The following is an 11,305-nucleotide window of genomic DNA, read 5'->3' as shown; positions in this document are numbered from 1 at the left end:
TCCAGCCGCCGAAGGTGTGGTAGGCGACCGGGACCGGGATCGGCACGTTGACGCCGACCATGCCCACCTGCACGCGGGAGACGAAGTCGCGGGCGGTGTCACCGTCGCGGGTGAAGACCGCCACGCCGTTGCCGTACTCGTGCTCCGAGGGCAGCCGCAGCGCCTCTTCGTAGTCGTGCGCGCGCACGATGCAGAGCACGGGTCCGAAGATCTCATCGGTGTAGATGGACATGTCGGGCGTGACGCGGTCGAACAGGGTCGGGCCGATGAAGAAGCCGCCCTCGAGGTTGGCGTCACCGAAGGCCAGGTCGTCGCTGGCCCGCTCGCGGCCGTCGATGACCAATTCCGCCCCCGCGTCGACACCCTGGGCGATGTAGTCACGCACCCGCGCCAGCGCGGCCTCGGTGACCAACGGGCCGTAGTCGGCCTTGGGGTCCAGGCTGTGGCCGACCCGCAGCTGGTTGATCCGCTCAACGAGCCTGGCGCGCAAGCGATCCGCGGTCTGGTCACCGACCGGGACGGCGACGCTGATCGCCATGCAGCGCTCGCCTGCGCTGCCGTACCCGGCGCCGATCAACGCGTCGACGGCCTGGTCCAGGTCGGCATCGGGCATCACGATCATGTGGTTCTTGGCGCCGCCGAAGCACTGCGACCGCTTGTCGGTGGCCGCGGCCGTCGAGTAGATGTAGTGGGCGATGTCGGAGCTGCCGACGAAACCAACCGCCTTGATGTCGGGGTGGTGCAGGATGGCGTCGACCGCCTCCTTGTCGCCGTGCACGACCTGGAACACCCCCGCGGGCAGCCCGGCCTCGAGAAACAGCTCGGCCAACCGCACCGGCACCGACGGGTCGCGCTCGCTGGGCTTGAGCACGAAGGCGTTCCCGCAGGCCAGCGCCGGCCCGGCCTTCCACAGCGGGATCATCGCCGGGAAGTTGAACGGGGTGATGCCCGCGACCACGCCCAGCGGCTGACGCAACGAGTAGACGTCGATGCCCGGACCGGCGCCTTCGCTGTACTCGCCCTTGAGGAGGTGGGGGATCCCGATGCTGAACTCGATGACCTCGATGCCGCGCTGGATGTCACCCTTCGCGTCGGGAAGCGTCTTGCCGTGCTCGAGGGACAGCAGCTCAGCCAGTTCGTCGATGTGCTGGTTGACCAAATCGATGAAACGCATCAACACGCGAGCGCGGCGCTGCGGATTCCATGCGGCCCAACCCTTTTGGGCTTCGACTGCCGACGCCACCGCGGTGTCGATATCGGCCGTGCCCGCCATCGGCACCTTGGCCTGAACCTGCCCCGTGCTGGGGTTGAAGACGTCGGCGGTGCGGGTGGACTGGCCTGCGGTGCGCTTCCCATCGATGAAGTGGGGGATTTGTGTGGTCATGGGGTGCCCTCGAGTGTCGTAGACGCCGCTGAAGCGGATACTTGCATATCCTAGTAACTAGGTTCCAGCCTTGGCAAGATTGGGTGACTTGTCGCCGCTGCGCGGGCTAGCCTGACAGCCGTATGAACACCCTCGGGGCCGACTACCTGGTGGTCGGCGCGGGCGCCATGGGCATGGCGTTCATCGACACGCTGGTGTCTGAGACAGACGCACGCGTGGTGCTCGTCGACCGCAATCACCAGCCCGGTGGCCACTGGACCGCGGCCTACCCCTTCGTCCGGCTGCATCAGCCCTCGGCGTTCTACGGCGTCAACTCGCTGCGGCTCGGTAGCGACTCCATCGACCAAGTCGGCTGGAACAAGGGGCTTTACGAGTTGGCCACCGCCGGGGAGGTGTGCGCGTACTACGACCACGTGATGCGTCAGCAGCTGTTGCCGACCGGGCGGGTCAGCTACTTCCCGATGAGCGAGTACCTCGGTGCCGGCCGATTCACGACGCTGGCCGGTGACGAGTACACCGTCGACGTGGCGCGACGCGTGGTCGACGCCACCTACATGCGAGTGACGATCCCCGCGATGCGCACACCCGAGTACCAGGTCGCGCCCGGCATCGAGTGCATCCCGCCGAACGACCTGCCCACCCGGGCCGCGCACGACCGCTACGTCATCGTCGGCGCGGGCAAGACTGGTATCGACACCTGCCTGTGGCTGCTGGGTCACGGCATCGCCCCGCAGCGGCTGACGTGGATCATGCCCCGTGACTCCTGGCTGCTGGATCGGGCGAACATGCAGCCCGGCTCGACGTTCACCGACCGGATCAAGGGAGGATTCATCGCCCAGTTGCGGGCGATCCGGGACGCCACGTCACCCGACGACCTGTTCGCGCGCCTCGAAGAGGCCGGCACCCTGCTGCGGATAAACCCCGAAGTCCGGCCCACCATGTACCGGTGCGCGACCGTCACCCAGGCCGAACTGGAGCAACTGCGCCGCATCGATGACGTCGTGCGCATGGGCCACCTGCTACGTATCGAGCCCGACAGGATGATCCTTGACGGCGGTGACGTGCCGACGCGTGGTCGCGCCTTGTACATCGACTGCACCGCCGATGGCGCCGAAAAACGGCCCGCAACAGCGATTTTCGACGACGAGCGCATCACGCTGCAGAGTGTGCGCGGCTGCCAGCAGATATTCAGCGCCTCGCTGATCGCCCACGTCGAGGGGGCCTATCCGGATGACGCCATCAAGAACGAACTGTGCGTGCCGTTGCCGCACCCCGACACCGATCTCGATTGGGTGCGGGTCGCGCTGGCCGACTACGGCAACCAGCTGCGTTGGTTCGACGACGAGGACCTGACCGCCTGGCTGACGGGCGGACGCCTGGATTTCTTCGGTCATCTTGTGGGCCAGCTGCTGCCGCCCGCGTCGGCGAAGCCGCGGGTCCGGGAGCGGTTGCTGGGCCTGGCCAGGACGGTGCTGGCGGCCACCGCGCAAAAGCTCGACGAATTGATCCTCGACGAGGCTTCGTTCGCCGCGCCCTGATGGGCGTGTAACCCGATTCGATATTCATCGGGTAAAGGAGGCACGTGGCGGCGCACAACGATCCCGTCGGCCCGCGACCGCTGCGCGCGGTCCCAGACAGCGGGCCAGACGACGGCTATCCCGATTGGGAAGCGGTGTACTCGGACAACGCGACCTGGGTGTACCGGACGCTGTACGCCCGGGTCGGCAACCGGGCCGACGCCGAGGACCTGACCACCGAGGTCTTTCTGGCCGCGCTGCGGCCGCTGCGGCTGACCGCGAGTGTCGGCGAGGTGCGCGCCTACCTGCGGGCCACGGCCCGGACGGTGCTCGCCGCGCATTGGCGGGAGACCATGGGGCGAGAGATAACCTCGATCGAAGACATCGAACAACCACCCGATAGCGAGGAAGCGATCAGCACCGCGCCCCAGCGTGTCGCCCAGGTTCTCGCCCACCTGCCGGATCGCTATCGCCAGATTCTGGAAATGCGTTTCCTGCAAGGTAATTCGATCAAGGAGTCCGCCGCCGAACTCGGTATCAGCGTCGCCAACGCCAAGGTGCTGCAACACCGCGCCCTGCGGCTGGCGGCACAGGTCAACGATGGGGGTCAACGATGAACGCGCGAGGATTGCGCCGCTACGTCGACGATCTGCTGCGGGGTCACCGGCCCAAGCCGTTTGCACCCGACGATTTCGAGGCCGCGCAAATCCGCACGGCGATCGAGTTGCGCGCGGCGCGTCGAGGCCCCGTCGCGGACGACGCCCCACGCCCGGAATTCCTCAGCGACCTGCACGGCCGGCTCGCGCAGCAGATGCACGGTGCGGCACCGGAACCGGAGCCCAGCCGCAGCAGCACCCGTCGCCAGGTCATTGTCGGCACCTCGGCCGCCGCGGCCGCCGCGGTGACCGCCGTCTCCATCGACCGGGCCTTGATCGGGGCCGGGACCCAGCCCCCCGCCTCCGACGTCGCCGGCGGACAGCTCACGCCCAACGACGGAAGCTGGCAGCGCGTCGCGGCGAGCTCGGAGGTGACCGACGGCGTCATGCACCCGTTCGATCTGGGCTCGGTGACCGGATTCGTCCGCCGCGTCGACGGCAAACCCCAGGCCGTCTCGGGGGTGTGCACGCATCAAGGATGCAAGCTGTGGTTCGACGCACCGGATGACACGCTGCGCTGCCCCTGCCACACGACGTCGTTCTCGCCGAGCGGGCAGGTGCTGACTCACCAGTTGCCGATCACCCCGAAGCCGTTGCCGGCTTTGCTGGTTCGCGAAGTCAACGGCGCGATCGAGGTGTTCGCACCGCCGCCGCACGAGGAACCGGCCTAAGGCCGCGAGGCCGTGTAACCCCCTGCCCTATCTCTGGGCATGGATATCGCCAGAGTTCGAAAACATTCGGCCGCGGTCCTGGCGGTCAGCGTTGTGCTGGCCGGCTGCTCGTCGTCGCGGCCCACGGCCACGAGCGGCACCAGCATGCCCACGGCGTCGGAGTCGGTCAGCGCGCCGCCGGCCCCGGTGAGCGGAGACCAGGTCAGCATCGACGGCTTCGCCTTCGTACCCGGCACGCTGAAGATCAAGGTGGGTACCACGGTCGTCTGGACCAATCGCGACGAGGAGCCGCACACGGTGGCCGCCAGCGACGGCTCCTTCCACTCGCCCGGAATGGGGACCGGCGCGACGTTCTCGCATACCTTCTCCGCCGCAGGCACATTCGACTACGTCTGCTCGATTCATCCGATGATGCACGGCTCCGTGGTGGTGACGGGATGAGCGCCGGCGACGATGCAGAGCGAAGCGATGAGGAGGAGTGGCGCTAATGAATACAGATCCGAACGGAATGAGTCGCCGCCAGCTGCTGCGCCACACGGCGTGGTTCGGGGCGGCCGTCGGGTTCACCGTCGCGGGCGGCGAAGTGATCTCGCACATCGCCGGGGCCGAGGCGGCCGAGCACACGCACGCCAAGCCCACGCTGCGGTTCGCTCAGGTCAGCGACAGCCACATCGGCTTCACCGGAGCGCCCAACCCGGACGTCGCCGGCACCTTCGGCCACGCGATCGATCAGATCAACAACCTCGGCTACACACCGGATTTCGTCATTCACACCGGTGACCTCACCCACCTGTCCAGCCCCGAGCAGTTCGATCAGGTGAAGCAGATGATGACGGGCCTGAGGACGCCACACGTGTTCACCGTGCCCGGCGAGCACGACTCGGTCGACGACGGAGGCCAGAAGTACCGACAAGCCTTCGGTGCGGGATCCGTCGGCGACGGGTGGTACAGCTTCGACATTTCGGGCGTCCACGTGATCGCACTGGTCAACACGCTGAACCTGAAGAAGCTGGGCCACCTGGGGACCGATCAGGTGGCCTTCGTCGAGAAGGACGTGGCGCGGCTGTCGAGCGACACCCCCGTCATCGTGTTCAGCCACATCCCGTTGTTCGCGATGTACCCCCAGTGGGGCTGGGGCACCGACGACGCCACCCAGGCGCTCAGCTACCTGCGCCGGTTCTCCTCGGTCACCTGCCTCAACGGGCATGTGCACCAGTTGTTTTCCAAGACGGAGGACAACGTCACGTTCTACAGCGGGACGACGACCGCCTATCCGCTGCCGCATCCCGGGGACGGGCCGGCGCCCAAGCCGGTCACACTGCCCGCCGGGAAGCTGCGTGACGCGCTCGGCATCCGTGAGGTCAGCTACACCACGGGTGAAACCACCCTGGCATTGAAAGAACAGAGGCTGCAATGACTTTGGCAAGTGTTTTGATTCGCATCGGGTTAGCCACCTCGCTGATAGCCAGCGCGTACTGCCACGCGTATCTCTACGTTCATGGCTATCAACACATTCCGAGCATCGGCACCGCGTTTCTGATCCAGGCCAGCATCTCGTTCGCGATCGCCGCGCTGATCCTTCTCGGCGGTCCCGGATGGCTCGGCGTGGCGGGCGCCGCCACAGCCGGCGGTTCGCTGGTGGCGTTCGCCCTGTCGAGGACCGTCGGTGTGTTCGGCTTTTCCGAGCGGGGTTGGGACCCGTCGCCCTACGCCGCGGTCAGCGTCGGTGCCGAGGCAGTGACTGTTCTGCTGTGGGCGGCGGTGGCGGCTCGGTCAGTTGGTTTTGCTCGGCGGGATCGGGCAGCTGGTTGGTCTCAGAAAGCTCAGAGGCAGACCACCTCCGCTTGAGGCGAGACTTGACCCGCTGCGCGGGCTTTTCCACCAGGAACCAGCTCAACGCCGCGAGCGGCAGCGTGGCCACGGTCGAAATGACAAAGTAGATCAACGGATTCAGCCAGGTGAGTCCACAGACGGCCAGCAACTGCTGCACCGGAAACGCGTAGATGTAGACGCCGTAGGACAGGTCGGTGCGCAACCTGAGTCGCTTGTGCTGGATCAGGATGCCCGACACGACGACGGCGTAGGCCAGCGGAAGGGCGGCGACCACCCGATAGTCGGGGAGCTGACTGGAAGCGAGGACGATGATGACGGCCACCGCGACATATGACCACCGGGCCGGGATCTTGTCGCGCCACTGATACAGCAGTGCACCGGCCGAGAATGTCAGGGCGGACCGGACGGCGAGCTGCGGGATCGTCCACACCCCGGGGTAGGTCAGGGGCGGCAGCAGGATCGCGCCAATCGTGGCCAGCACCAATATCGTTGGAGAAACCCACCGGCGGTTGGCGAGCCCGAGCACGCCGATGATCGCAACGATGATGTAGCACATGATTTCCCAGATCAGCGACCACAGTGAGGCGTTCCAGCCGCCCGCGTCTGGTATCCCGCGTGGGGTGTCGCCGACGAAGTGATGCAGATAGATGACTGCGCTGTTTCCCAGGACGTACTCGAACGGCGCGGCGGACAACAACAGCCTCGCCGCAGAACCGCCCTGAATCGCGACGGAAAGCGGTGCGAAGACGAAGGCGGTCACCAACAGACACACGTAGAACCCGGGAAGAATGCGTAGGGCTCTTGCCATGAAGTAGTCGCGGGGACGCGGGTCGTTGATCCAGCTGGCGCTGATCAGGAATCCGGAGATCGCGAAGAAGCCGTCGACGCCGATCGAGAAGAGCACCTGCAGCGTCGGCGCCGGTGGCATGCGGCCGGTGACTGGAAACGAGTGCCACAGAATCACTTCGGCGGCCAGGGCCAGCCGAAACGCGTTCAGTGCGTTGCGTCGTGGATCGAAAACCTGTTCTATCTTCACGGCCCTCGCCTGCATTTCCGCCCCCAGCCCTTTTGCGGCAATCGTATCGGCACCGACCGCGAATGACCGGATTTAAGTCATCGTTGCGGAAAATGGGGTAATCGACTACCCATTCCGCATACCGTCGATGAACTTCTGCGTGTCTTCCCACGTCGGCAGGAGACCGGCGGCGCGCACTTCCTCAAAGGTGGGTGCGGCCGCATCGCGGTCGGACAATTTGGGGGCAGCGCCGTCCACCAGCGGCCAGTCGATCGCCAGCGCCGGGTCGGTCGGGCAGATGGTGTGCTCGCGCTTCGGGTTGTATTCCGCCGAGCACAGATACATCACCGTCGAAGTGTCTTGCAGCGCAAGGAACCCGTGGGCCAGACCCTCGGAGATGTAGATAGACCGGTGGTCCATGTCGTCCAGCAGCACCGAGTCCCACTGGCCGTATGCCGGTGAGCCGACCCGGATGTCCACCACCACGTCGAACACCGACCCGGACAGGCAGGTCACAAATTTGGCCTGACTGGGTGGCAGTTGCGCGAAATGCAGACCGCGCAGCACACCGGCCGATGACACCGAGCAGTTGGCCTGCCGGACGTCCAGGTGATGACCGGTAAAGCCGGCGAATCCGCTGTCTTTGAGCCATTCGAAAAGGTATCCGCGGGAATCGCCATGGAGACTGGGAGTGATTTCCCAGGTGCCGGGGATATTGAGTTCACGAGCTTTCAAATCACTGACCACGTTCCTCGTAGCGGGCCTCCGCGGCATCCTTCAACGGGCGCCACCATGATTCGTTGGCACGATACCAGTCGATGGTCGCACCCAGACCTTCTTCAAAGTCGGTATGTTTCGGCGCCCAGCACAACTCGTCGTACAGCGTGGACGGGTCGATCGCATACCTCAGATCATGGCCGACGCGGTCGGTCACGTGGTCGAAGTCGTCGGCTTCGCGGCCCATCATGTTCAGCAGCGTGCGCAGCACGGTCAGGTTGTCGCGTTCGCCCTCGGAGCTGATCAGGTAGGTCCGGCCGATCTCGCCCTTTTCCAGGATCCGCCGCACCGCGCTGTTGTGGTCGTCGACGTGGATCCAATCGCGGACGTTGGCGCCCCTGCCGTACAACTTGGGCCGCCGGCCGGTGAGCACATTGGTGATCTGGCGCGGGATGAACTTCTCGACGTGCTGATAGGGCCCGTAGTTGTTGGAGCAGTTCGAGATCGTCGCCCGCAACCCGTACGACCGCACCCACGCCCGAACCAGCATGTCGGCGCCGGCTTTGGTCGCCGAGTAGGGACTCGACGGGTTATACGGCGTCGCCTCGGTGAACCGCTGAGGGTCATCGATCTCCAGGTCGCCGTAGACCTCGTCGGTCGAAATATGGTGCAGCCGCACGCCGTGGCGGCGCACCGCCTCCAGGATGGTGAACGTCCCGATGACGTTGGTGTGCAGAAACGGCTCCGGGTTGTCCAGCGCGTTGTCGACGTGGCTTTCCGCGGCGAAATGCACCACGGCGTCGGACTCGCCGACCAACCGGGACACCAGTGCGGCATCGGTGATGTCGCCCACCACCAGGTCGATGGCGTCCTCGACGTCGGCCAGCGACTCCCGCCGGCCGGCGTAGGTCAACGCGTCGAGCACCGTCACGGAGTCTTCGGGATGCTCGCGTACGGTGCTGTGCACGAAATTGGCACCGATGAAGCCCGCGCCGCCGGTGACCAATAACCGCATGGTTCAAACCCTAACGGAGCGGTTTGGTCAGTTTGGCCGAGTCAGCCCTAGCGGTCCGGCCAATTCGGTGAGCGCAGGTAGCAGGGTGTCCTCGTCGTAACCGCCAAGCACCTGAATCGCCACGTGGTCGGCTCCGGCGTCCAGATGCTCACCCAATCGCTGTGCGATGACCTCGGGCGTGCCGTAGGCCACCACGGCGTCGATCAGCCTGTCGCTGCCCGGCTTACGCACGTCGGTGTCGGTGAAGCCCAGCCGCAGCCAGTTGTTCACGTAGTTGCTCAATCCCAGGTAGTGGTCGACCGTCTGACGGCCGATCCTGCGCGCTTCCTGCGCGTCGGTGGTGAGCACCACCTTGTGCTCGGGCGCTAAAAACACGGAATTCCCGACGAGTTGGCGCGCCTTGGCCGTGTGCTCCGGTGTGGTCAGGTACGGGTGTGCTCCGGCGCTGCGCTCCGCGGCCAGCCGCAACACCCGGGGCCCCAGCGCCGCGATCACCCGGCGACTGGTCGGCACCAACGCCGCGTCGAGTTCGTCGAGGTAACCGACCAGCGCGTCATACGGCTTGACGTACTCCTGGGTGTGCTCCGGGTGACCCACCCCGACGCCCAGCAAAAACCTTCCCGGGTGGGCGGTTTCGATGCGCTCGAAGGACTTCGCCACGGCCGGGGCGGGTGCGGACCAGATGTTGACGATCCCGGTGGCCACCTGCAGTGTGCTCGTCTGCGCCAGGGCGGGCTCGACCCAAGCCAGATCGGCATCCGGCGAACCGCCGACCCAGACCGCGCCGTAGCCCAGCGCTTCAATGCGCTCCGCCAGCTCGGGGGAGATGGATCGGGTGGCCAGCCATACGCCGAACCGGCCCAGCTCTGGTTTCAATCCCACTGCCTCGCTCATTTACATCCCCCTTCTCTCGCGCTCAAGGCGCGGTCAGTCCGAGCGGCCCCGCCAGTTCGGCCAATGCCGGGACCAGGTTTTCATCTTTGGTGAGGACCTGAACCGGCACATGGTCGGCCCCCGCCGCCAGATGCTCGGTCAGCCGCGCGGCGATGGCGTCGGGCGTGCCGTAGGCCACCAGCGAGTCGACCAGCCGGTCGCTGCCCGGCCGGGTGACTTCCTCTTCCGAATAGCCCAGCCGTTTCCAGTTGTTGCGGTAGTTGGCCAGATTGAAATAGATGTCGAGTGCCCTGCGGCCCACCTCGCGGGCCTTCTCGGCGTCCGTGGTCAGCACCACCTTGTGTTCGGGCGCCAGGAATCCCGCTGGGCCTATCAATTCGCGGGCCTGAGCCGTGTGCTCGGGAGTGGTCAGGTACGGGTGCGCGCCGGCGCTGCGTTGCCCCGAAAGCTTCAAAACTCGCGGGCCCAGCGCCGCCACCACCCGTCGGTTGGCCGGGACGTCGTACTCGTCGAGCTGATTGAGGTAGTCCACGAGCGCGTCGTAGGGCTTGCGATATTCGGTGATCGCCTCGGGGTGCCCGACGCCGATGCCCAGCAGGAAACGGCCCGGGTAGGCCCGGTCGATGCGATGGAACGACTCGGCCACCGGCTGGGCGGCCGCCGACCAGATGTTCACGATTCCGGTGGCCACCTGCAGTGTGGTGGTCGCTTCGAGAATGGGCTCTACCCAGGCCAGCTCGGCGGGCGGCGAGCCACCCACCCAGACGGCCCCGTAGCCCAGGGACTCGATTTCTTTGGCTTGCGCAGGCGTGACGCCACGTCCGAACGATCCGAACCGGCCGAGATTTGGTTTTCCTGGAGCTGAGTCGGTCATGGTGTCTCCAACCTTCCGGGGTGGGACAGCTATTCCGCCATTTCTGCATCCAGGTCGGGTTCCACCGAATCCGCTAAATCGTCAGTGGGCGGCTTCTCGAGAGGGAGCAACACGATGAACCGAGTGTCGCCCGGCACGGATTCCACCCGCAGGTCCCCGCGATGCTTCTTGACGACGATGTTGAACGCCAGATCCAGCCCCAGGCCGGTGCCTTCCCCGACCGGCTTGGTGGTGAAGAACGGTTCGAAGATGTGCTCGCGCACGTCCGCGGGAATGCCGGGACCGGTGTCGCAGATCTCGACCCGCGCCATGTTCTCCTCTTTACAGGTGCGGATGGTCAGCGTGCCGCCCTCGGCCCGCATGGCGGCCAGCGCATTGTCGATGATGTTCGTCCAGACTTGATTGAGATCGCCTGGGAAGCAAGGGATTTCGGGAAGCAGCGGATCAAATTCCTTGACCACGTTGATCACGCCGGGCTGCTTCCCGTCCTTGGTCAACCGGTCGGCGAACATCACCAGCGTGCTGCGCAGCAGCTCGTGCACGTTGGCCACGTCGAAGGGCGCCCGATCCATCTGCGAATACTGTTTGGCGTCGGCGACCAACGCCGAAATCCGTTTGCTCGCTTCCGAAATCTGATTCATCAGAAGCTCGCTCTCGATGGTGTAGCTGATCCAGCGGATCGCTTCCTCCAACGTGCTCGAGGCATCCAATTCCTCGGCGGTCGCGGCG

General features: G+C 65.8%; 12 protein-coding genes and 1 pseudogene. 6 read left to right on the top strand and 7 right to left on the bottom strand.

Annotation, left to right across the window (positions count from 1 at the left end):
* The coding region (locus tag JOZ00_RS24530; protein WP_293349340.1) for a CoA-acylating methylmalonate-semialdehyde dehydrogenase at positions 1–1,384 on the bottom strand (1,384 nt) is incomplete at its 3' end.
* Between the two features lie 122 nt (positions 1,385–1,506).
* Between JOZ00_RS24530 and JOZ00_RS24525 the strand changes: the two genes are divergently transcribed.
* The 6 genes and pseudogenes from JOZ00_RS24525 to JOZ00_RS24500 form a co-directional block, all read left to right on the top strand.
* The gene (locus JOZ00_RS24525; protein WP_293349337.1) at positions 1,507–2,922 is read left to right on the top strand and encodes an NAD(P)-binding protein; all 1,416 of its coding nucleotides are present in this window, start codon (positions 1,507–1,509) and stop codon (positions 2,920–2,922) included.
* Positions 2,923–2,966: 44 nt separating this feature from the next.
* Positions 2,967–3,518 (top strand): sigma-70 family RNA polymerase sigma factor, encoded by a 552-nt coding sequence (locus JOZ00_RS24520; RefSeq protein WP_293349334.1) that lies wholly within the window; start codon positions 2,967–2,969, stop codon positions 3,516–3,518.
* On the top strand, positions 3,515–4,228 hold the full coding sequence (locus tag JOZ00_RS24515) for a Rieske (2Fe-2S) protein (RefSeq protein WP_293349331.1): 714 nt from the start codon (positions 3,515–3,517) through the stop codon (positions 4,226–4,228). The genes JOZ00_RS24520 and JOZ00_RS24515 overlap by 4 nt, the downstream gene beginning before the upstream one ends.
* A 39-nt stretch (positions 4,229–4,267) precedes the next feature.
* Positions 4,268–4,669: a cupredoxin family copper-binding protein gene (locus JOZ00_RS24510; protein WP_293349328.1), complete on the top strand. Its 402-nt coding sequence runs from the start codon at positions 4,268–4,270 to the stop codon at positions 4,667–4,669.
* A 46-nt stretch (positions 4,670–4,715) separates the two neighbouring features.
* Positions 4,716–5,645, top strand: a complete 930-nt coding sequence (locus tag JOZ00_RS24505; protein ID WP_293349326.1) for a metallophosphoesterase — start codon at positions 4,716–4,718, stop codon at positions 5,643–5,645.
* Positions 5,642–5,983, top strand: a pseudogene (locus JOZ00_RS24500) (hypothetical protein); the annotation flags it as partial. The gene JOZ00_RS24505 and the pseudogene JOZ00_RS24500, both read left to right, overlap by 4 nt.
* Here the strand turns inward: JOZ00_RS24500 and JOZ00_RS24495 are convergent.
* The 6 genes from JOZ00_RS24495 to JOZ00_RS24470 form a co-directional block, all read right to left on the bottom strand.
* Entirely contained in the window at positions 5,946–7,097 is a 1,152-nt protein-coding gene (locus JOZ00_RS24495) for an acyltransferase (RefSeq protein WP_293349324.1), read from the bottom strand. The pseudogene JOZ00_RS24500 and the gene JOZ00_RS24495 overlap by 38 nt on opposite strands.
* Positions 7,098–7,202: 105 nt before the next feature.
* Complete coding sequence (gene rfbC, locus JOZ00_RS24490) at positions 7,203–7,811, bottom strand: dTDP-4-dehydrorhamnose 3,5-epimerase (protein WP_293349322.1); 609 nt, start codon at positions 7,809–7,811, stop codon at positions 7,203–7,205.
* Between the two features lies 1 nt (position 7,812).
* A complete protein-coding gene (rfbB, locus tag JOZ00_RS24485) occupies positions 7,813–8,808 on the bottom strand; it encodes a dTDP-glucose 4,6-dehydratase (protein ID WP_293349320.1) in 996 nt (331 codons plus the stop codon).
* A 27-nt stretch (positions 8,809–8,835) separates the two neighbouring features.
* Positions 8,836–9,702: an LLM class F420-dependent oxidoreductase gene (locus JOZ00_RS24480; protein ID WP_293349318.1), complete on the bottom strand. Its 867-nt coding sequence runs from the start codon at positions 9,700–9,702 to the stop codon at positions 8,836–8,838.
* A 22-nt stretch (positions 9,703–9,724) separates the two neighbouring features.
* A complete protein-coding gene (locus JOZ00_RS24475) occupies positions 9,725–10,576 on the bottom strand; it encodes an LLM class F420-dependent oxidoreductase (RefSeq protein WP_293349316.1) in 852 nt (283 codons plus the stop codon).
* Positions 10,577–10,605: 29 nt separating this feature from the next.
* Positions 10,606–11,305: ATP-binding protein (locus tag JOZ00_RS24470; protein WP_293349314.1), on the bottom strand; the 700-nt coding region annotated here is incomplete at its 5' end.

Source organism: Mycobacterium sp. (assembly GCF_019243155.1).
Classification (GTDB): Bacteria; Actinomycetota; Actinomycetes; order Mycobacteriales; family Mycobacteriaceae; genus Mycobacterium.
This window is presented reverse-complemented; position numbering and strand designations above follow the sequence as displayed.

Bases quoted from the DNA above. Each gene is read 5' to 3' on its own strand.
- JOZ00_RS24480 (WP_293349318.1), bottom strand. From the start codon at position 9,702: ATGAGCGAGGCAGTGGGATTGAAACCAGAGCTGGGCCGGTTCGGCGTA.
- JOZ00_RS24515 (WP_293349331.1), top strand. From the start codon at position 3,515: ATGAACGCGCGAGGATTGCGCCGCTACGTCGACGATCTGCTGCGGGGT.
- JOZ00_RS24505 (WP_293349326.1), top strand. From the start codon at position 4,716: ATGAATACAGATCCGAACGGAATGAGTCGCCGCCAGCTGCTGCGCCAC.
- JOZ00_RS24475 (WP_293349316.1), bottom strand. From the start codon at position 10,576: ATGACCGACTCAGCTCCAGGAAAACCAAATCTCGGCCGGTTCGGATCG.
- JOZ00_RS24510 (WP_293349328.1), top strand. From the start codon at position 4,268: ATGGATATCGCCAGAGTTCGAAAACATTCGGCCGCGGTCCTGGCGGTC.
- JOZ00_RS24525 (WP_293349337.1), top strand. From the start codon at position 1,507: ATGAACACCCTCGGGGCCGACTACCTGGTGGTCGGCGCGGGCGCCATG.
- rfbB (WP_293349320.1), bottom strand. From the start codon at position 8,808: ATGCGGTTATTGGTCACCGGCGGCGCGGGCTTCATCGGTGCCAATTTC.